Origin of the sequence: Acinetobacter sp. UBA1297 (assembly GCF_002307755.1) — a bacterium.
GTDB classification, from domain to species: Bacteria; Pseudomonadota; Gammaproteobacteria; order Pseudomonadales; family Moraxellaceae; genus Acinetobacter; species Acinetobacter radioresistens.
Window position 1 is genome coordinate 12,535 of the sequence record NZ_DBUF01000002.1, and the last position, 21,317, is coordinate 33,851.

Consider the following 21,317-nt stretch of genomic DNA (forward strand, 5'->3'; position numbering starts at 1 on the left):
ACAACCCTTAATTAAACAGGTATCCATGAATATACCTGTTTAATTATCTTAAAATGTAAAGATTAGAGACCCAGTTTTGCTGCCACATAATCTGAATCTTTATCACCCCGGCCAGAAAGGTTTACAATAATCCGAATCTCTTTAGGCATTTTAGGTGCCTCACGAATTGCCCATGCAACTGCATGAGAGCTTTCAAGTGCAGGTACAATTCCTTCTACGCGCGATAATTTCATAAAGGCAGTAAGGCACTCCTCATCACTGGCAGTAGCGTACTCTACTCGACCAATATCCTTGAGGTAACTATGCTGTGGCCCTACTCCAGGATAATCCAGCCCTGAGGCTATAGAGTGAACAGGTAGTGGCTCACCATGCTCATCTTCCAGCACATAACAGGCCATACCATGTAACTTGCTAGGTTTACCAAGTGTTAGAGATGCTGAATGCATAGGAGTATCTAAACCATGACCAGCCGGCTCAACTCCGACTAATTTAACATCCCGGTCATTTAAAAATGCACTAAATGCACCAATTGCATTAGAGCCGCCGCCTACACAGGCAACAATATAATCCGGATTACTTCCAAAACGCTCATGGGTTTGCTCTTTAATTTCCTTTCCAATAACAGACTGAAAATCACGGACCATTTTAGGAAATGGATGAGGACCGACAACAGAACCAATCGCATAAATAAAGTGATCAGGGTCTTTTAAATATTCTTCAAAAGCACTATCCACTGCATCTTTAAGAGTAGCAGTACCACGCGTTACCGAGACCAGTTTTGCTCCCAGAATTTTCATTTTTACAACATTTGGATGTTCTTTTTCAATATCCACCTGCCCCATGTGAATCTCACAAGGAATACCCACCAATGCACAGGCAGTTGCCAAGGCCACGCCATGTTGCCCGGCTCCAGTCTCGGCAATAACTTTGGTCTTACCCATATATTTGGCCAGTAATGCCTCACCCAGACAATGATTAATTTTATGGGCACCAGTATGGTTCAGATCTTCACGTTTCAGATAGATTTGTGCCCCGCCTAATTGATCAGACAGTCGCTTCGCATGAAATAATGGACTTGGACGGCCAACATAATGTGCAAAAAGATCAGCCAGCTCTTGCTGAAACTCTGGAGTATGGCGTATTTCTTCATAAGCCAGATTAATCTGATCCATAGCCTGTTTTAAATGTAGTGGAATAAACTGGCCCCCATATTCACCAAAGAACCCCTGTTCATCCGGTAAAGCTACGCCATTGATTTGATGATTCATAATAAGTTCCAGCTTGTATACATTTTTAAACAGGGAGATTAACGTGCCAGATAGCGGGTCATCTCTTCAATTCCTTTAAGCGTCATTGGATACATGTGATCTTCAAAAATTTCCTTAATCATGGCTATAGTCTGAGTATAATGCCAATAACTTTCCTGCTCCGGGTTCAGCCAAGCTGTTTTATCGAAGTGCTGACGCAGACGTCTTAGCCACACTTCTCCCGCTTCATCATTCATGTATTCAACTGATCCGCCAACCGATCTAAGTTCGTAAGGTGCCATGCTGGCATCGCCAACTACAATTACACGATAATCTCTGGCATAAGTATTAAACAGCTCTTGCGTTTCCATACGGGTTGAGGAACGCCGATAGTTATCTTTCCAGACATAGTCATACAGGCAGTTATGGAAATAAAAATATTCCAATGTTTTAAATTCGGTACGTGCAGCACTGAACAGTTTTTCACATTCACTGATATGGGCATCCATAGAACCACCCACGTCGAACAGCATCAATACTTTAACCCGGTTACGACGCTCTGGCACCATCTGTACATCCAGAATCCCCTGCTTGGCTGTCTCACGAATAGTACCGTCAATATCTAACTCTTCGGCAGCACCGGTACGGGCGAACTTACGTAAACGACGTAATGCCAGCTGCATCTGCCGCGAACCAAGGATCTGCTCATCATCAAGGTTCTTGTATTTGCGCTGTTCCCATACCTTAACTGCTGAACGCTTTCGCCCCGGCCCTCCGATACGGACTCCCTCAGGATGATCACCGTAAGCACCAAACGGAGAAGTACCCCCTGTACCAATCATCCGGTTGCCACCCTGATGTTTTTTATGCTGTTCACGCAAGCGCTCTTCAAGCATTTTCATCAGCTCCTCAAGTGAGCCTGCTTTCTTGAGTTCTTCGCGCTGTTCAAGAGTAAGATGTTTTTCAAGCAGCTCCAGATCGAACCAGTCTTTTGGCAGTTTATGAACCTGTTTTAACAACTCATCCAGATCAATACTTTCGATCCCATCAAAATAGTCTTTCATTGCACGGTCAAACTTGTCAAAGAATCGTTCATCCTTGACCAAGATCATTCGTGCCAGCTGATAGAAACCTTCTTCATCAGCAAAGACTAACCCTTGAGCAACTGCCTGATTTAAATCGATCAGCTCCCGGGTAGTCACCGGTATTCCATATTTTCGTAATGTATAAAACAGCCGCACGAACATAGCAGGAGCCTCTTAACGTCGTGACATAAAAGCAAGACGCTCAAGAAGCTGCACATCCTGTTCATTTTTGATCAGGGCGCCGTATAGAGGCGGAATTGCCTTAGACTTATCATGATGTCGCAAAATATCTTCTGGCATTTCATCAGCCATCAGCAGGCTCAACCAGTCAATCAGTTCAGAAGTTGAAGGTGGTTTTTTCAAGCTTGGTATCTGGCGTAGCTTGAAGAATATCTGCAAGGCTTCACTGACCAGAGTGGCCGAAATATTTGGAAAATGGACATTGATAATAGCCCGCATGGTAGCTTCATCCGGGAACTCAATATAGTGAAAAAAGCATCGACGCAAAAATGCATCTGGTAATTCTTTTTCGTTATTTGAAGTAATAATCACAATCGGACGCTGAATTGCTGTGACTGTCTCACCCGTTTCATATACGAAAAATGACATTTTATCAATTTCATGCAACAGGTCATTTGGAAATTCGATATCTGCTTTATCAATCTCATCAATCAGCAGTACACAGCGTTCTTCACTGGTAAATGCTTCCCACAGTTTCCCAGGCTTAATATAATTTGCAATATCGTATACCCGGTCATCACCAAGCTGACTGTCACGCAGACGCGATACCGCATCATATTCATATAATCCCTGCTGCGCTTTAGTGGTCGACTTGATGTGCCAGGTGATCAACTTTAAACCCAGACTCGCTGCTACCTGCTCTGCAAGCAAGGTTTTGCCTGTTCCTGGCTCTCCTTTAACCAGTAACGGCTTTTGCAGAATACGGGCCGCATTTACTGCAAGTTTAAGGCTTTCAGTGGCAATATATTGCTCTGTACCAGAAAATTTTTGAGAATCCAAAGACATAATTAAACCTTATTTTTATTACTTAAAGTGGTGAAGTCTTTTTGGGTGCCGTATAACGTGTCCACAGATACCCGATTAGCAGGCCAAGCGCAATTACAAACAAAATAGCCGCCAGATTGGACCAGACAAGCGGGTACTCTTTAGTGAGTACACCAAAGATCAGCCCAAAGGTTGCTGGCGCAATGGAAGCATTTGGTCCTTCTGAAACAGTCGGGGTGACCAGAATTGCAAAAATGATAATCCAGCTAATTGCTCCAACCGGCGCTGGAATACGTCTTGCGATATTAGTCCAGCACCATAAAATAATTAATGTACCAAGACCATAAACTGTTACAGCGATGCTATCTTCAGGAATTGAATCGAGCATCGAAAGTAAACTGTTCCAAACTCCTGAAAATTGATCAAGCACCACGCAAGCCCTCTGGTTCTACTGCATTAGGGTTAATTAAACCTTCTGGAGGCATTTGAATAAAAAAGCCTTTGGTTTGTAGGGAATCGAGTACATGTAATACATTTACCCGAGCCAGACGGCGCGTTTCAGATAGTTCAAGATGCATTACAAAAGTAGCCTGCCCAAAAGCATGACGTAATACTTCAGGCACTATCTCAAGCGGATCAAGTTCCGAAGAGTCAGACTCGGCTGAATAATCAGGACGTGCAATATAGAGGTACATCTCATCTTTCTTACTAGATCTATAAATATCACAATGCATTTTTGAAACAGAACTCATAAAACTCAAATCAAAGCATACATGAAAAAGACGACGGTTACATTAGCCATCATTAACGCATCAGTCGTGTTTTTACTTAAATATGCCGCTCTTCGTCAATTCATATTTAGTTAATTTGTTACTTTTATCTGGGTCGATAAATAACTTTCATCCTGTTGTAAAATCTGGATAAGCGGCTTGGTTAATATTTCATAGCGCCAGCCCAGCAGATAGTCTGGCAAATTCTGCTCATCTCCATGAAAGACGACATGCTGATATAAAGAATTCATCCATTTTTTACGCAGTAGAACCTCTTTGGGTACTTTAGTCTCTTCAACAACTGTTTGAATCAGGTTATCTACCTGCTCGGCAGTAGTTTTTGAGGCCTGTTTGATGGGACGAGCCATACGTAATGGCCACTCTTCTGCTTTAGGCAAAAATTTCAGCAAGTCCAGAATAACTTTTCCATATTCACGTACCACACCGGCACGAATATCTTTAATACTTGCCAGCTGGAAATTATTACGTGGATTTTTCTCGACCAAATCAATCATGGTTGAGTTGCGTAGAATAAAGCTACGAGGCTGGTTAAGTGCCTTAACCATTTGCTCACGCCACACACTTAAATGTTGAAGCTGCATAAGCTGGCGACGTGTATGCCGGTAATTGCCCACATCCTGATACAGTAAATGTAGGGGTGTTTCCTCAGCAATTTCTTGGGTCAGGTGCTTACAGTCTTCAAGTACACACTCATACAGGTTTTTCTGCTTAAGTTCAGTTTTAATCTGTTCGGCTAACTGTCCCAAGTACAACACATCATTTGCTGCATAATGTAGCTGTTCATCCGTCAGTGGTCGAGCTAGCCAGTCAGAACGGGTTTGATCTTTTTCAATATCAATATCAAGCACAAGTTTTAAAGCATTCTGATAACTTACCTGTAAACCTTGGCCTAAAAAAGACAAGCCAACTTGAGTATCAAATACATTGCTTAGGCTATAAGGGCCAGCATAATGATAAATCAGATCAATATCTTCACTACAGGCATGAAAAATATTTTGCTGGGCCCGATAAACTTTTTTCCAGAAAGCTGTAAGGTCTAAAGTTGTACCATCCAGTAAAAATATCTGCTCTGCAATATTAATCTGGAAAACACCGAGTTTAGGCCAAAAGGTATCGACTTTAATAAATTCAGTATCAAGTGCATAAACCGGATGTTGATCCATGAGGTAGAGCACTTTTTCTAAATCAGTTTGCTGTTCGATAAACTGAAACATGGGAGCTCAACAGTAATTTTTTGTTCATATTAACAAGTTAGGGTTATTTTATATATAGGTTTCTATTATTAGTCTTTTGTCTAAATCTTTATTAATTCAATGTTTTTAAATAGAATTAATACGTATTAACTATTTTCTAATCAATTTGATTGGTTATATTTTAGATGATTTTTTATATTTACTTTGGAATTAGCCTTATTTAGCAGTGAGTTTTTTTATATTGTCATAGTTATATCTATTTTCCAGTGACAGAATGTACGACAAAATGCAGTTTTTTTACCATTACAAATAAAATAAGCACTTATAAGTGCTTATTTTATTCGCATCCGATTGTGTAAAGCTTGGCTTAACGTATGGCTATCTACATATTCGAGTTCACCACCCTGAGGTACCCCTTGGGCAATTCGAGTTAGATGCAAAGGCAAATGTTTGGTAGCTTCAGCCAAATAATGAGCTGTCGCCTGGCCTTCTACTGTAGCGTTGGTCGCCAGAATAACTTCTGTAATATGACCTTCACTCAAACGCCGGACTAGATAAGGTATACCAATCTCTTCTGGACCAATCCCATCAAGTGGAGATAAGTGACCACCAAGGACATGATATTTACCTTTAAAACTGCCACTTTGCTCTATTGCCATGACATCGGCTGGTGATTCCACTACACAGAGCTGCTGCTCGTCACGTTCAGAAGATGCACATATATCACACACTTCATTTTCTGTCAGTGAATGACAGACTTTACATTCATGAATATAGGAAGTTGCCTCATTTAGAGCATGAGCCAGTCCTGATGCACCTTCCCGATTTTTCATAAGCAGATGCAATGCCATACGCTGAGCCGATTTCGGCCCAACGCTAGGTAAAATTCGCAATGCCTGTACAAGCTGATCAAAGCGTTCACTGAACACGTAATATTAATCCTTAAAATAATCCGGCCAGGCCTGGTGGTAAGCCCATACCACTATTGGCACTCTTCATTTTTTCTTCAGAAATTGCTTCTGCCTGACGGGCAGCGTCATTAATCGCAGCAGCGATTAGGTCTTCGATCATATCCGGTTCATCCTGTAAAAGGTCCGGATTAATTTCAATACGCTTTACTACATTACGGCATGTCATGCTTACTTTTACCAGCCCACCACCCGCTTCTGCATGTACTTCCATCTGGGCTAGCTCTTCTTTGGCTTTTTTCAGATTACTTTCTACATCCTTCTGCATACGCTGGGCTTGCTGCATCAACATATTAATATTCATTATTACTCTCCAAAAAAATTTAAATGGCTAAATTAAATCTAAACCGCGCGATAAATCGCGAATAATATCATCAATGTCTTCAAGGCCGACAGAAACCCGGATCAAGCCTTCGCGGATACCTGCTGCTTCTTTCGCCTCTGCTGACAATTTACCATGCGTGGTAGTCGCCGGATGAGTAATAGTAGACTTGGTATCGCCCAGATTACCGGTAATAGAAATAAATTGGGTCTGATCAATGACTTTCCAAGCCCCTTCTCGTCCTTTTTTTACCTCAAAAGAAACAATCCCACCAAAACCACTTTGCTGCTTGGCTGCCAATTCATGACCTATATGTTCAGGCAGGCCGGCATAATAGACTTTTTCAACTTTTGGATGCTGTTTTAACCATTCAGCCAGTTTTTGAGCACTGGCCGTATGAGCTTTCATACGCAGGTTTAATGTCTCAAGGCCCTTTAAAAAGATCCAGGCATTAAAAGGACTTATTGATGGCCCTAAAGTACGTACCATACCAAAAACGTCTTCAAGCAGTTGATGACCGCCAACCACTGCACCACCTAAAGCACGTCCTTGGCCATCAAGATACTTGGTAGCAGAATAAATCACTAGGTCAGCACCGAATTTTAAAGGCTGTTGCAAAACCGGAGTACAAAAACTGTTATCAATCGCCAGTAGAGCACCATTGCTATGCGCAATATCTGCCAGAGATTGAATATCAGCGACCTCGGCCAGTGGATTAGAAGGTGATTCTACAAAAAGCAGTCGTGTTTCAGGACGTAATGCAGCTTTCCAGGCACTTGTATCTGTTAAATCAACGAAGTCTACCGTTACACCAAACTTGGCAACATATTTTTCAAACAGCGATACAGTAGAACCAAATACCGCACGTGAACAGATGACATGATCACCTGCCTTTAGATAAGACATGACTACAGCCAGTATTGCCGCCATACCCGAACTAGTAGCAACGGCACGTTCTGCGCCCTCTAATGCAGCAAGACGTTTTTCAAACATGGAAACTGTCGGGTTAGTGAAGCGCGAGTAGATATTACCTGGAATCTGACCCGAGAATTTTGCTGCTGCTTCCTCAGCATTGGCATAAACAAATGAAGAGGTCAGGAAGATTGGTTCGCCATGTTCGCCTTCAAAACTGCGTGTATGGCCAGTGCGAATAGCTAAAGTGTCAATTTGATAATCTGGTTCGTCTGGTTGGTTCATGTCTGACTCAGTCCGCAAGACTGCCCTTGATAGAAATTGCCAACATTTTGAGCGTCCAGAGTATTTCTGGTCAAGGTAAAATGCATAATTATCGCTTAGTCTTCATACAAATCTTTTGAAATGAGAAATGAATGCCAAAAATGTTTACCTTAAAAGCCAGAATTCGACAGCAGAAGACCAGATTTTTTCATCTTTCACGCCGTGTACTTAACCCCGAGTCATTGGTTCTTTCCCAATCTACACCCTTTCAGGTAATCAGCAAGTATCATGGTAGCCAGCTGCGTTATTATGCTGCCGCTCATAAACGCTACAAGGAGCCATTAGTTTTTGTAGCACCGCTGGCAGTCGATATGGCGATTTATGATCTATATCCTTACCGTTCTTTAGTACAGCATTTTCAGCTGCAAGGTTTTGATGTTTATCTGGTTGATTGGGGAACCTTCACATTTCAGGACCGATATCGCGATTTTCTATTTTTTATTGATGATTGCTTGCCGCACTATATTAAAACTGTCTGTGAACATTCGCAGAGTGAAAAAATTTCCCTGCATGGCTGGAGTATGGGGGGTATTTTTGCTTTACTCTACAGTGCCTTGGCGAAACAGAGTCATGTTAAAAATCTGATTATTTTAGGTAGCCCAATTGACAGTTACGCTTCGGGTCGGATTGGCAGGCTATTTGAAACAGTAAATCAGCTACTTACCAGACATGCAAAAATCAGGCACAGTATTGAAAATATTCCTGAGGGGCTGATCCATACACCAGGTTTTATCAATGCCTTGGGGTTTAAAATAATTGATCCGGCGGGCTGGTTAAACAGCTGTATTCAGTTATTTAAATATATAGACAATGAAAGATTTCTGCGAGAACACACTACGGTGCAGACATTTTTAAATCATATGAATGATTATCCTGGGGCAATCAATAAAGATATGATTTTTAAAGTCTGGCTTAAAAATCCACTGAAAACAGGAATTATTCATTTAAAAGATCAGTTAATTGACTTAAAAAATATTGAGTCCTCATTACTATTAGGTGCCGGCACCACAGATCAGATTGTGACAGAAGCAGCTATTCAACCCCTTAGCCAATTGACAAATAGTGCAGATGTTTCGTTTACTGCTATTCCTGGAGGGCACATCGGTTTAATGTCAAGCCAGGCAAGTGCCAATGAATTCTGGCCAAAATTGACCGAATGGCTGGTACAACGCTCATCAAGAATAAAGGATACATTATGATTCAAACTGTGGCATTTATTGGTCTTGGAGCAATGGGCTACCGCATGGCTGCACATCTACCCAAACATTTTGATACTGTTTATGTCTGGAATCGCAGCTTTGAAAAGGCTGAACAGCATGCAGCTGAGTACGGTACACAGGCAGTAGATCTACATCAGGCGGTACAGGCAGATATTATCTTTTCCTGTTTACCTACTAGTCAGGATGTGCAGCAGCTTATTGATTCATTAAATATTAAAGCTGGCGCTATATGGATAGACTGTACAAGTGGTGTTCCTGCAGCAGCGAAAGAGCTGGCAATGAGTTTAAAACAAAAGGACATCGAATTTTTAGATGCGCCTGTCAGTGGTCAAACTATTGGTGCCGAAAATGCCACTTTAACTATAATGGTTGGAGGCGATGCTGCAGTATTTGATCGTGCCCTGCCAGCTATGCAGACCTTTGGCAAGCTGATTAAACATGTAGGTGACTCAGGGGCTGGGTTTGCTGTGAAAGCAGTGAATAATATGTTACTTGCAGTGAACTTATGGTCAGTAGCTGAAGGTTTTACGACTTTAAAAGCCCATGGTGTCAATCTGAATCAGGCCCTTGAATGTATTAATGCCTCAAGTGGTAAAAGTGGCGTCACTGAAACGGCACTGCCCGCACGAATATTAAACCGTAGTTTCCCGTTAACCTTTGCTTTACCTTTGCTTGCAAAGGATACAGGAATAGCACTAGATCTGGTTAATGAAGCAAAGTTACCTGCCCCACTTCTTGCGCTCACACAAAGTCTGATTCAGGCAGCAAATCTGACAGCAGAGCCCGATAGTGATTTTTCCGCTGCTGTAAAAATGTATGAAGCCTGGACCAAGATTATTTTAGAATAATTTTATTTTCCTAAAGCAAAGCTTCATAAAAATGATATAACTTTTGGTGTAAATAAGGCATAACTTATAAATATAACGTGATAAAAAGCCCCTTTTTCGGGGCTTTTTATTGTCTTTAATTTTTATTCATCTTTAAAAATTTTTTAGACTTATATATCTAATGGTTCTTCATTATTTTCCACAACTCGAGAATAATAATTTATATCTCACAGTAATCCTTACTTACTTAATTAATATCAAGTAAAGCTAATTTCAGATTAAGAAATTCAGAATAATTATTTTTCTTTAAAGCAGGTTTTCTTCAGCCATAGTGAAACACTCACCAGTATAATGAGCACTGGTACTTCAACCAGAGGACCAATTACGGTAGTAAACGCCACGGGTGACGCCAAGCCGAAAGTTGCAATTGCAACAGCTAATGCTAATTCGAAGTTATTTCCCGCAGCTGTAAAAGAAATGGCTGTGGTTTTTGGATAATCATTTCCCATCCATTTGCTCATAAAGAAGCTGATAAAGAACATCAATATAAAATAAATGATCAGAGGAATTGCAATCCGCAAAACATCCAGCGGCAAGCTCACCACATCATTTCCTTTCAAACTAAACATTGCCACAATTGTGAACAATAGAGCCAGTAAACTCATTGGGCTGATCTTTGGCAAAAAGATATTTCGATACCAAGCTAAATCTTTGGCCCGAACCAGAAGAAAGCGAGTCATAAAACCAAGAAAAAATGGAATACCTAAATACACGAGTACCGCATGTGTGATAGTCCAAAAATCAACATTGATCACTTGCCCCGCAATACCAAAATAAGGTGGCAAAAAAGTCAAAAACAACCAGGCATAAGTACTGAAGAATAGGATTTGAAAAATGCTATTAAATGCGACTAAGGCCGCAACGTATTGATTATCGCCACAAGCTAGGCCGTTCCACACCAAAACCATTGCAATACATCGTGCCAGACCAATCAGAATCAATCCTGTCATATATTCAGGATAGTGAGGTAAAAAGATAACCGCTAAAACAAACATTAAAACTGGTGCAATAACCCAGTTCTGAATTAGAGATAAAATTAGCGTTTTCTTGTCTTTAAATACCTCTGGCAAAGCTGCATAATCGACTTTGGCTAAAGGTGGATACATCATCAGAATTAAACCAATAGCTATTGGAATATTGATTGAATCTATACTTAACTTATCTAAGTTCACAGAGACTTGCGGAAAAAACACCCCTATAGCTATGCCTAGCGCCATAGCAATAAAAATCCAAAGTGTAAGATTACGATCCAGAAATGATATTTTAGTAGGCACAATATTACTCTTCACAATAGTCCGGAATATTTGAAGTTAAGGGATTAAGTATCGGATTTAATGCTATTATTTTTAAAATATCATGTGCCCAAGTTGGTAAATCAGGGTTCAGGCGATAATATACCCACTGCTCTTTACGCTGATCCAGTAGTATTCCCAAGTTTCTAAGCAGGGCTAAATGACGAGAGATTTTTGGCTGACTTAATTTTAATTGTGCCGTAAATTCACATACACATACGTTTTCTCTGTTCATAACTAATTTTAAAATATTTAAACGTGTTGAATCAGCAAGACATTTAAAAAAATCTGTCTGTTCCATCTTTTGAAATCTCAAATATTTACTATTGCGAATATACGTATATCCATATATAAAGGCAAACAATACTAAAGAGATCGAGCAACCTATGTCTCAATCAATCAAAATTTATCATAATCCGGAATGTGGAACTTCTAGAAATACATTAGCCCTAATCCGTAATACAGGGCAAGAGCCTGTAATTATAGAGTACTTGAAGACTCCACCTTTAAAAGCAGAGTTAATTCAATTAATCAGGAATTCCGGACTAACTGTACGTGAAGCCATACGCAAGAATGTAGCACCCTACAAAGAGCTAGACTTAGATAAATTACATTGGACAGATAAGCAATTAATCACTTTGATGCTTGAATATCCTATTTTAATTAACCGGCCCTTTGTCGTCACAGAACTTGGAATCAAACTATGCAGGCCTTCAGAAATAGTGCTAGATATACTGTCCGCACCTCAACGTAAGGCATTTAATAAAGAAGATGGTGAATTAATAATTGATCAAAATGGCAAAAGAGTGAGATAAAATTCAAGTTCAATATAATAAACCAAAGTGAATACTTAATTTTTCACAAGGGACTCTTCAGAGGAAAGTATTATTGAGCGAATTCCACTTTCTCAAGAATAATTTTGTCATCAGGTCCCACTTTTACAAAAGTAAAATTCTTACCTGTGCTCATTTTATCAGGATAAAAAGAGGCTTTTGCGATTCTTTTTATATCATCATTTTTGCCGAAAAAATTATTCCGGGTATTGTATGTCCAGTAGAAAAAACAGCTCATACCTATAAATAAAGTTATTAAAATCCTTATGTGCATCCGAATGAGCCTTATATAGTAGTAATTCGCAGTGACTTTATTAAGTAGTCTGCCTTTATACTTATACGTTAAAAATATAAAGAGTAAAAGAAATTTATATCACTGATATATAATTAATTCTGTTTTATAATTTCTATTTCCTTTATCGGTTTTTAAATAATATTTCCCTTTATTCTTAACTTTAGTACCGGACTATAAATACATATTTATCAGTTATAGGCCCTTTACCTATAAAGATCAGTAATTTTTCTGGTGATATAATATTCACATACATCACTATAATAATGACTTTCAATATTTCTTAATAAATACTTAGGTTCTGCTTTCTTAGCTTTTTTATTTCTTTTTGCAGTTTGCCTGTAGTTCCAAAGCTGCTGAAAATCAGATTATCTTTATCTTTTAAAAAAGATATGAACAAAACAACTGTTAGATAGAGGTAGCTTTACAAGATACCATAATAGTTAATATACCTTCCAGACCAAAGCTGGTCAGTGATTAAAATTCAAGATTTCGAGTAGAAGTGATTTAGCTTATATCAATATTTTTGCGCCGGACAATAAATCGAAAGAGTCAGAAGCTATACTTATAAGTAATACAGTAAACTGCCAGCAAATGGTCAGTACAGATTTACCAGATAGGAATTACCGCACGTCAAAGTAGAATTCAGGCTGGATCTGCAAATTTTGAATAAATAAATTTAAAAAACATAGTATTGGCTATGCAATACTATGTTTGACTTACTAAGAATCCACCCTTTACTGAAGAGTCTTCCACTGCTGGTGAACCTCTTCAGCATTCTTATTGAGATGAACTTCACCATTTTCTGCTTTGGCAACCCAGCTTAACGGGATGACATGGTGCTCATTATTTTCATCATCACTACGAGTCAATTTAATTGAATCTTGGCCTTCTAAATGATCTACCTTTCCAACTTGAGTTCCACAAGAAGCTATTACTACGTCATGTTCATTAATATTTTGCATTGTTAAGCCTTATTATTTAATTCAAGGGAAAAACCACTATAGCAACTAGAAAACTTTGAAGTGTAAATTAATAATGTTTGTATGTTGATCAAATATAGTAGATTTTTAAATTAGGTAATTTAGAGGGACAAAAGCTACAGACTATGAGATATGAGGTCCGGTTTAAATGGATTATGGAGCTTAATATCAGTTTTAAAATTTGTGTTGACCGGCTACGTTAAGTCTCCTCGTCGTTTTTAAACACTATTTTTTACCGCTAATCTTTTTCTATGATCAATTCTGGCAAATTTAAAACTCTTGAAAGCATTCCTTTTACGTGGATAAAAAGAAGCAATAGCAGTACTATCCAAACTTTTATGATGGGTAAATGCAGGAGCACTATGAGAATAGAAACAAAAAAATAATACACTCGACACTATAGAAGTCGTTACCAAAAATCTCATGTACACTAAACAATACTCAAATATTTAGAAAATTTAGGAAAATATAGTGAGCTTATACATTAATAAACTTACTATTAAAAGATTTTTTGGCCTGAAGACTACCTTGGTAGTTTTTGAAGGCTGCATAGTTAAGGGTTATAAACTGAAGAATATTAAGCTTGAATTAGCTGCATCGTAACTCTCCCAGACATGACATATAGTAATAATATTTCCTTCTCAATGCATGATTACCTTAATAAATCTGTTTTCCACTTTCTGATCACCTTCCATCATGAAGTACATATAGTCTCTATTCTTCTGTGTTTTATTTGCCAGGCAAGTATATATTTGGAAAAACTGACTGTTAGTAGTTAGTTATCATGTTATGAAGACTATAGAAGAAACCTCATCAGTTATAAACTGCAAAGACTGTAAGACTAGACTATGACTAATTGCTTTCTATATTCAATAAAGATAAAGAAGTAGCCCAATAAATAGTTTAAGTACTTATTTAATTACTATTTTCAGTTTTAGAAGATTGAGTGAAAAGAAGATTCAACAGAGTTACTAAACGATTTAAAAATCACATCAATCCAAAAAATATGTATTAATAACACGTTATCGATATAAAAATGATGAGCAAGAAACTATGCTATAGAGTTGCCTTTGATAAGAACAAGACCGTTATATGATTTAAAAGATAATAGAAGAAAACAAAAATAGGTTTTTAAATAATCAGATTACAAGTTCACCAATAAATTTGGCGTCGGCTTCTATAGTAATATTCTGGTTATCTTCAACATGGCCTTTAAGCGAGAAACCAAATCCTGACTCTTGAAAAGTTAGGTTAATTCTGTAATTAGATTCTTGATCAAAGATAGATAGCGCCGACTTCCTGTGCTTATGGACAGTTAGCTTGACAAGATTATCTTTGATGTGGCCTGAATATGTATGGTTAGAATCTCCACCATTAATCTTATTATTGTTTATAACGACAGTACCCTCTCCAAAGCCATGGCCACTATTTCTAAATACAACATAAAATATTCCATCCTTCATAAGGAAACCCCATCAATAAAAATACGCAAATTAAACATCCCAATTATGTCACGATATCTTAACAATATAGTGATAAATATCTCATTATTCAATTGTATATTAGTATAATAAAGCACCAAAAATTTCAATTAGTGCATTCTCAAAGTAAAAAATTCTTTAAGCAATTAGCCAATCAGAAATTTTGTAGTAAAAGACACATAGCTCACACATCACTCTCACAACTATCTTAGTGTAAGTAGACTTAAAAGAGCATGATGACTTTCCTTCACATAATAAAGAAGATTGAAATGTCTAATTTTAAAGATTTTTCCGAAAAAGCTACAAAAGACAATGAGTCAGCCGAGCCTACTCCAGAGATCTCTACACAAACTCCCGATGAAGTAAAGCAAGATGAAAAGTCTCCTACCCCTCATGAACCACAAAATAAAAGTTAAGTGATATCTTAAAAGCTGAATAATAATTCTAAACTTTATTGGGACCTGTTACTAAACAAGGTCCCATTTTTATTAACTTAATAAGCTCTAATGAAAATTTTGTATTATTTTTAGAACTACGAAATTGAATTACAAGTATTGCTTAAGTGGTCTGATTAAATTCTTTAGACCGTAAGTAAGCAGAGATAGCTTCACCATTATTTTCAAGCTTGGGACTCAGAGGTGAAACTTTCGGGATCTCAACAATAACTTTATCGGTTATTGTCGCAAATACAGTGGCTAGCCATAGTACAAACTCATCTTTTACATTACGGTTTGGCATCAGGCTCATATCAATCATTTTACCTTTGTTCTTATTTATCTCCTTACATAGCTCATCGAAGTTATTAAAATTGTATTTAAATCCAATTCCACTATCTTTAATTTCCTTTTTAATCTCTATTAAAAGAATATCAATATCCTTATAGCTGTCGCCTTGAAATCCATTTTTTTTATAGACTCGGTCATAAACCGTTTCTGCTATTTGAATATATTCCTTCATTCTTATACCTTTTAATGGCGCGTGGAGTATCATTTATATTGAATCTAAATCAAGAAAGGTATAATCAAATTGTTTATTTTTTTAATTTTTTTGGAAAATTAAGCCTTATGACAAGGAATGAGCTCAAAAAATTAAAAAAGCTCACCATTTGGAAAGCTTCTTAAAATCGTATTGCGTTTTCGACCTACGCTGCAATCGTTACTCAGGGAACCACTATTTACCTGATCAAAGACAGGAGGGACTTTTAACGGAAATAAAAAATGAGACTTTAGCAGAAAATAGTTGCTTATAGGTCGAACCAATATGTACCTAAAAATACACAACCTATCAGCAAGAACCAACTCATATAACTCCAGACAGAATGTTTTCTTCTAACTGTATTGTCACCAGAGATTCTAAGTTTTGGATAATTCAAGGTCATCGGATTATGAATCTGGTTTCTGAACTCTTCAGCAGAAACTGCACTCTCTTCTATAAGATATTCATAAAAGCGATTTGCCTGCGATTTTTCCATATTCCGGACAAACTTATGTATATCTTGATCAAGTTCTGTCTGGGCTCGATGGAGTGGAATGGACTTTTCTTGAACCAGATATCCCGCAAAATCAGATTTAGCATAGATTAGTTGTTTTACTTCATTGCGTGAGACAGGTAAATGAATTTTTACGCCAAAGAGCTCACCAAAAAAGCTTTGTTGCATACCACACTCTCATTATTTAGATGGGCCATATGATACCCTTTTATGACTAATGAAAATCAAAGAATCCGAAAACTTATTGTAAACACTAACTTACTAATCTGTTTTAAGGTCAGAAGTTCTTATAAAATAAAGATTAATTTTTTATACGCATGTACATTAAATTGTACTATTCTCATTTAAAGTAAGCGAAGCTAGACATTTATAAAATTTTAATGAACTGAATTTTCTAAAATTCTATAAGTTTATTGATTCTCGGCTGAGCTTACAGGAGTGCAAATATGCACCCTACCTTTATTTTATTACTCTATCTCTTTAAAAAGAATGTATGAACACTCATGGTTAATAATAGTGAGGTCCTTCAATATCTCTGTTATCGTCTTTATACAGAGACATTGAGCACACACCATTCCAGAGCAAATAGTGCTACGAATAAGTTAAATTTTCTGGCTGAAGCTCTAAAATTATTTTCTGAAATTGAAGTGGTGAAATGCTCTATTATGATAAAGACAGTAACTGTTATCTTTAAATTTAATTCACGGCGATATACGTTTTGGAGTGTAGAAATGCCAGAGATAGATGATAAAAACACGTTTGTTAAGTACCTATCTCATCATTTGAAAGATATGTATAGTGATTGCAAATAATATTGATTAATTAGCTCGCTTATTTTTGCTAGATTCGAAGATAGGTTGTTGTAGCTTCGCTATTATCTAAAAGTAGAGATTTTGGTTCTAAGGTAGGCTTCTCTTGAAATGAATCCACCACAATTTTATCGGTCAAGCTTTCAAATATTACTGCTAACCATAGTATAAATTCATCTTTTTGATGTCGACTAGGGATAAGACTTAAATCAAGTGTTTTACCATTGTGTTTTTCAATTTGCTCAATGAGTTCCTTTAAACTATTAAATTCATACTTACATTTGATATCTGTATTTCTGATTTCCCTTTTAAACTCTATTAGGAAAAGGCTCATATCTTTAGAGTTATTACCCAAGAAACCATTTCTATTTTCAATCTTTCTATAAATTTCTTCAGCTATACGTAAACATGTATCCATCTTTTTTACTTCTATCTATATAAGAGACTTAGTATGAGCTGTTTAATCAACTTCATTGAGGTAAATATGTAATGATAAGACCCAATAGCAGTTTTATAAAGCGTAATTCTTTCCTGTATTTGTAATCCTATCTCATGTACACAAAACAGAATATAGCTCAAACCATGTAATGCTCACTTCCTATAATAAAACTTTATTTATGGCATTTTACGTCACTCATCTTATTCATATCTTCGATTGTTTCTGAGTCTTGGACTTGAACGTTACACAACTTGCTTGCCCAGATCATCCTCAATACAGATATTTATGCTATACCTTAAGATCAGAGAAAAGCCACATACCTGAAATTCATAGACTTAGACCTTAGCATTTATAGTTGTCATACCAAGGGAAGTGATAAGTTTCCAAATATCATTTTCATTATTTAAATCTGATATAAAAATTAACTTCTTAAGAAGTAGCTATTAATTAATACTATTTATCAAAAAAATAAATATATCATATAAAAAACTTGAATATTAATTATTTTCATGTATTATTGCCTTAACTAGAAAAAAGTCTTGTCCGGTAAATCTTCTTAAGTATCGCAGTTTTAGTCATAATTCTTCGTTTTTTTCAGATTTTAAGTTCCATTCTTTATTATTTTCAAAGTTATACTCAGTCATTAAAAACGACTAAAAATTATTAAAATTCAATAGGATTTATTATGTCTAATACTATCAATGGTACAGTAAAGTGGTTTAACGAAGCTAAAGGGTTCGGTTTTATTCAACAAGAATCTGGACCAGATGTTTTTGCTCACTTTAGTGAAATCGCCAGCTCTGGTTTTAAAACTTTATTCGAAGGTCAGCAGGTATCTTTCAGTGTTGCTCAAGGTCAAAAAGGCCCTAATGCTGTAAATATTGTTGCTCTATAACACATAGCAAGTAATTGAAAAAAGCACCCTAGAGTGCTTTTTTTATTGCTTGAAATTATTTACTTCCATAAATCTTGTTATAGCCATCAGGACGGGTTTTGAAGCGCCGGTGAAACCACATATATTGTGTAGGCGCCATACGTATCTGACGTTCTAATATTTTGTTTACTCTAGTGGCATCAGTAATTTCATCCTTACCCGGAAAGTCCTCAAGCTGTGGCTCCAGCAAAATATGATATTGAGGATTTCTAATATCTCCTGTTCTGTAAAAGTACAGAGGGATAGCTAAGGCATTTGATATTTGCATTATACGCCTATGGGCAGTTACTGTGGCGGCTTGAACTCCAAAGAAAGGGGCCATTACACCCTGCTTGAGGCCAAAGTCCTGATCAGGACTATACCAGACTGCCCGGCCCTGTTTTAAATCCTTAATTAAACCTCGCATATCATTTTTTGAAATCTGGTTCTTGTATACCTTTGCTCTGCCCCGATAAATCAGCATCTCTAATAGAGGATTATTTTGAGGTCGATATACAACATCCAGTTCAAAGAACAAGCTGCACATATATCCCCCTGCATCTAATAAAGTAGTGTGAGAGCTTAAAAGCAGAATACCCTGACCCTTTGCATTTTCTATATGTTCAAGTCCCTGAATGTATACACGAGATTTAAACCATTTGGGAGCGTACCAAGCATTTAATGCCTCAAACAGGCCAATCAAGGCATTAAAAAATACTTCTTTTGCAGCCAGCTCGACTTCGTCTGGACTCTTTTCAGGAAAACAGATCTCCAGATTCCGGATCGTCGTTTGCCGACGGCTAGATAAAAATCTCCATGCAGGATTAGCAAGCAGTCTAGCTATCCTCCATTGAATGCACCAGGGCAAGACAGCTAAAAAGGAAAATGTAAAAACTATTAACCAAATGACCCAATACTTGGGAAGAAGGAAGGACCACTGAAAATCAGTCGGATTATGTGACGTTTTTATATTCATGCAAATATATTATTAAAGCTGAATCATATGATACCTGTTCAATAGGTTAACAGTAGACCTATCCCGTGCATGATTAGTAAAGTTTTATAGGTCAAAGCTCCCTAAGGCATAAACATAATAGCCCTCTTCAACCTAACATATAGCTACTTGTTTAAGACCTTACCGAACAATGGTTGTCTTTATTACATTCGTCCTGTATTGATGGGTACTCTTATAATTATTAGTGATAATATCAGTCTTAATGAATAAATTATCTTGGATATTAATTTTAGCGGTTTTAATAGCGGTTTTTTACCTGTACAAGGCAATGGAAGAAGATCCTGATTATCTATTTAAATTATTCGGATAACTATATAAATAAACTTTTTCAAAGCTAGTTCAAAAGATTCAAACTATCGAAGTTAAGCTTATGCAATTTGATAGTCATCCCATCGTAAAAATGTATTTTGTATTACACTACTGGCTCGAATGGTGAGAATTACATCGAGGGTGTATTCATCACTAAAATACACAAGCAAATTAGAAAAGTTAAATAAAAAAGCACTCTAAAGTGCCTTTTTAAAGATATATCAAGTTCTTTATATTAACCTTGAGCTAAGGTTTTAATGAATAGAATTTTCTGAGATTTTTCAGTGGGGCCTTCAAATTTAAAATTAATTTCTTCCTCATATTTCTTACTCATTTCAGTTTCTACAATATTCATTCCACTAATATCAAATATTCTAAGGGCTTCACCTTCAGCAGTAATTCCATCTTCCTCATTAGCGATTAGAACTTTAAGATCCGGATCAAAGGTCTGTAATCTTGCGATCAATTGTTTAATTAACATGGTTCATTCTCAATTCTTAAAGATATAAACCAGTATTAACACTTTTCTATCTAACTTACTTAGCGATAAAAATGAGTTTTGTAAGCCAAAAATTTTTATCTGTATATCAGATTTTCTGTAATAGAAATATTTTGGTATATATTTTCGTCTATTGATACCCTTCAAATGTTAGGCCTCAACCCGTTTAGTACTAATCTTTCTGGCTATCTTAAGTATGGCCTTGTATTCAATGTCGATGTCTTGTTTAAAGTGGCCGCTGGGGTAAATCCAATAGTCTTCGCCAGCTCAGTCTGCCAATGAAAAGCAGGGCGAGCTGTTTTCAGCGATATATGGCATTACCTTTCCTTTTACTCAACTCAATACTTCTACTCTATTTGATTAAATTTATTTTCTAAGCGTTATATTGATTTGGTTGTATTGCCTGATAAGAAAAGAGAAATATAAACCTTTTTGCTTGTGCGCCTCAACATCATCAGATAATAGTAGTGCAAAGTAGTAGGTAAATAAACACATAAAAAGCGACGAGTAGCAAAACCTAGTAAGGTAAAAAGGGATATAAAACAACTTAAGTTATTGTTTTTTATATTTTTTTAAAATTATTAGGATATGAAGTTTTTGTATTATATGGAGTAATTATGGACTAGAATTACACTCGAGTAATTTTTAGTCATTGAATAAACACAAGTAGACCCGATATTGTGAGTATATTGATATACACTGCAGGTCTAGAGGAAACTCTTATGAAAAATTTTACTGTTGCATTATTTGCTGGTCTGATTAGCTTGGCAGGTATAAGTGCACAGGCTGCCACTCCGGAACAGGAGTGTCAAAAGCTCAAAAATGACTATAATGTTATTTATGCTTCTAAAGGCTTCTGTTTTAAAGATAAAGATGCAAAAGAGAAGTTCGGTAATGAAAACTGCTATACTTCAAAACCTAAATTCTCTGAAAAAGAGCAGCAACGTCTTGATGAAATTAAAGAGCGCCAGAAAGAGCTGAACTGTAAATAACTACTGAAAGGAAGAGC

At 36.9% G+C, this 21,317-nt stretch carries 24 protein-coding genes; 6 read left to right on the forward strand and 18 right to left on the reverse strand.

Going from position 1 to position 21,317, the window contains the following annotated elements; genetic code table 11:
• Positions 1-62: 62 nt before the first annotated feature.
• The 9 genes from trpB to B3R63_RS00570 all read right to left on the reverse strand — a co-directional run bounded on the left by trpB (position 63) and on the right by B3R63_RS00570 (position 7,808).
• Positions 63-1,268, reverse strand: coding sequence for a tryptophan synthase subunit beta (gene trpB, locus B3R63_RS00530; protein WP_286727939.1), 1,206 nt, complete (start codon positions 1,266-1,268; stop codon positions 63-65).
• Between the two features lie 38 nt (positions 1,269-1,306).
• Entirely contained in the window at positions 1,307-2,494 is a 1,188-nt protein-coding gene (locus B3R63_RS00535; RefSeq protein WP_286727941.1) for a vWA domain-containing protein, read from the reverse strand.
• 12 nt (positions 2,495-2,506) lie between these two features.
• A complete protein-coding gene (locus B3R63_RS00540; RefSeq protein ID WP_005020138.1) occupies positions 2,507-3,358 on the reverse strand; it encodes an AAA family ATPase in 852 nt (283 codons plus the stop codon).
• 22 nt (positions 3,359-3,380) lie between these two features.
• A complete protein-coding gene (locus tag B3R63_RS00545) occupies positions 3,381-3,725 on the reverse strand; it encodes a hypothetical protein (RefSeq protein ID WP_286727989.1) in 345 nt (114 codons plus the stop codon).
• Positions 3,726-3,759: 34 nt separating this feature from the next.
• Entirely contained in the window at positions 3,760-4,071 is a 312-nt protein-coding gene (locus B3R63_RS00550) for a YcgL domain-containing protein (protein ID WP_286727991.1), read from the reverse strand.
• A gap of 128 nt (positions 4,072-4,199) precedes the next feature.
• A complete protein-coding gene (locus B3R63_RS00555; protein ID WP_005020134.1) occupies positions 4,200-5,342 on the reverse strand; it encodes a ribonuclease D in 1,143 nt (380 codons plus the stop codon).
• 311 nt (positions 5,343-5,653) lie between these two features.
• Positions 5,654-6,250, reverse strand: coding sequence for a recombination mediator RecR (gene recR / locus B3R63_RS00560; RefSeq protein ID WP_005020133.1), 597 nt, complete (start codon positions 6,248-6,250; stop codon positions 5,654-5,656).
• A 13-nt stretch (positions 6,251-6,263) separates the two neighbouring features.
• Complete coding sequence (locus B3R63_RS00565) at positions 6,264-6,593, reverse strand: YbaB/EbfC family nucleoid-associated protein (protein ID WP_005026087.1); 330 nt, start codon at positions 6,591-6,593, stop codon at positions 6,264-6,266.
• Positions 6,594-6,620: 27 nt separating this feature from the next.
• A complete protein-coding gene (locus B3R63_RS00570) occupies positions 6,621-7,808 on the reverse strand; it encodes an O-succinylhomoserine sulfhydrylase (protein WP_005406310.1) in 1,188 nt (395 codons plus the stop codon).
• A 131-nt stretch (positions 7,809-7,939) separates the two neighbouring features.
• On the opposite strand from B3R63_RS00570, the gene B3R63_RS00575 reads away from it, so the two are divergent.
• Positions 7,940-9,046, forward strand: coding sequence for an alpha/beta fold hydrolase (locus tag B3R63_RS00575; protein ID WP_286727947.1), 1,107 nt, complete (start codon positions 7,940-7,942; stop codon positions 9,044-9,046).
• Positions 9,043-9,915 (forward strand): NAD(P)-dependent oxidoreductase, encoded by an 873-nt coding sequence (locus B3R63_RS00580; RefSeq protein WP_286727949.1) that lies wholly within the window; start codon positions 9,043-9,045, stop codon positions 9,913-9,915. Before B3R63_RS00575 ends, B3R63_RS00580 begins: the two co-directional genes overlap by 4 nt.
• Before the next feature lie 275 nt (positions 9,916-10,190).
• Here the strand turns inward: B3R63_RS00580 and arsB are convergent, their stop codons facing one another.
• Both arsB and B3R63_RS00590 read right to left on the reverse strand, forming a co-directional pair.
• Positions 10,191-11,171 carry an ACR3 family arsenite efflux transporter gene (arsB, locus tag B3R63_RS00585; RefSeq protein ID WP_286727993.1) on the reverse strand — a complete coding sequence of 327 codons (981 nt, stop codon included), beginning with the start codon at positions 11,169-11,171 and terminating at the stop codon, positions 10,191-10,193.
• A gap of 61 nt (positions 11,172-11,232) precedes the next feature.
• On the reverse strand, positions 11,233-11,547 hold the full coding sequence (locus B3R63_RS00590; RefSeq protein WP_005406228.1) for a metalloregulator ArsR/SmtB family transcription factor: 315 nt from the start codon (positions 11,545-11,547) through the stop codon (positions 11,233-11,235).
• Positions 11,548-11,632: 85 nt separating this feature from the next.
• Between B3R63_RS00590 and arsC the strand changes: the two genes are divergently transcribed.
• A complete protein-coding gene (gene arsC, locus B3R63_RS00595) occupies positions 11,633-12,061 on the forward strand; it encodes an arsenate reductase (glutaredoxin) (protein ID WP_286727952.1) in 429 nt (142 codons plus the stop codon).
• Positions 12,062-13,108: 1,047 nt separating this feature from the next.
• Here arsC and B3R63_RS00600 read toward each other — a convergent pair.
• Both B3R63_RS00600 and B3R63_RS00605 read right to left on the reverse strand, forming a co-directional pair.
• Entirely contained in the window at positions 13,109-13,336 is a 228-nt protein-coding gene (locus tag B3R63_RS00600; protein ID WP_005020120.1) for a DUF2171 domain-containing protein, read from the reverse strand.
• A 1,157-nt stretch (positions 13,337-14,493) separates the two neighbouring features.
• On the reverse strand, positions 14,494-14,817 hold the full coding sequence (locus B3R63_RS00605) for a GrlR family regulatory protein (RefSeq protein ID WP_005020117.1): 324 nt from the start codon (positions 14,815-14,817) through the stop codon (positions 14,494-14,496).
• A 287-nt stretch (positions 14,818-15,104) separates the two neighbouring features.
• Here B3R63_RS00605 and B3R63_RS00610 point away from each other — a divergent pair, with 287 nt between their 5' ends.
• Positions 15,105-15,251 carry a hypothetical protein gene (locus tag B3R63_RS00610; RefSeq protein ID WP_005026099.1) on the forward strand — a complete coding sequence of 49 codons (147 nt, stop codon included), beginning with the start codon at positions 15,105-15,107 and terminating at the stop codon, positions 15,249-15,251.
• Between the two features lie 142 nt (positions 15,252-15,393).
• On the opposite strand, the gene B3R63_RS00615 is transcribed toward B3R63_RS00610, so the two are convergent.
• The 3 genes from B3R63_RS00615 to B3R63_RS00625 form a co-directional block, all read right to left on the reverse strand.
• Positions 15,394-15,792 (reverse strand): hypothetical protein, encoded by a 399-nt coding sequence (locus B3R63_RS00615; protein WP_286727958.1) that lies wholly within the window; start codon positions 15,790-15,792, stop codon positions 15,394-15,396.
• Between the two features lie 286 nt (positions 15,793-16,078).
• Positions 16,079-16,492 carry a hypothetical protein gene (locus B3R63_RS00620; RefSeq protein ID WP_005020112.1) on the reverse strand — a complete coding sequence of 138 codons (414 nt, stop codon included), beginning with the start codon at positions 16,490-16,492 and terminating at the stop codon, positions 16,079-16,081.
• A gap of 672 nt (positions 16,493-17,164) precedes the next feature.
• Positions 17,165-17,551 carry a hypothetical protein gene (locus B3R63_RS00625; RefSeq protein ID WP_005026105.1) on the reverse strand — a complete coding sequence of 129 codons (387 nt, stop codon included), beginning with the start codon at positions 17,549-17,551 and terminating at the stop codon, positions 17,165-17,167.
• A gap of 706 nt (positions 17,552-18,257) precedes the next feature.
• Between B3R63_RS00625 and B3R63_RS00630 the strand changes: the two genes are divergently transcribed.
• Positions 18,258-18,467 carry a cold-shock protein gene (locus B3R63_RS00630; protein WP_005026108.1) on the forward strand — a complete coding sequence of 70 codons (210 nt, stop codon included), beginning with the start codon at positions 18,258-18,260 and terminating at the stop codon, positions 18,465-18,467.
• Between the two features lie 55 nt (positions 18,468-18,522).
• Here the strand turns inward: B3R63_RS00630 and B3R63_RS00635 are convergent, their stop codons facing one another.
• Both B3R63_RS00635 and B3R63_RS00640 read right to left on the reverse strand, forming a co-directional pair.
• Positions 18,523-19,461, reverse strand: coding sequence for a lauroyl acyltransferase (locus B3R63_RS00635; RefSeq protein ID WP_286727963.1), 939 nt, complete (start codon positions 19,459-19,461; stop codon positions 18,523-18,525).
• Between the two features lie 583 nt (positions 19,462-20,044).
• Positions 20,045-20,290 carry a hypothetical protein gene (locus tag B3R63_RS00640; RefSeq protein ID WP_005020106.1) on the reverse strand — a complete coding sequence of 82 codons (246 nt, stop codon included), beginning with the start codon at positions 20,288-20,290 and terminating at the stop codon, positions 20,045-20,047.
• Between the two features lie 740 nt (positions 20,291-21,030).
• On the opposite strand from B3R63_RS00640, the gene B3R63_RS00645 reads away from it, so the two are divergent.
• On the forward strand, positions 21,031-21,300 hold the full coding sequence (locus B3R63_RS00645) for a YARHG domain-containing protein (RefSeq protein ID WP_005020103.1): 270 nt from the start codon (positions 21,031-21,033) through the stop codon (positions 21,298-21,300).
• The last annotated feature ends 17 nt before the right edge of the window (positions 21,301-21,317 follow it).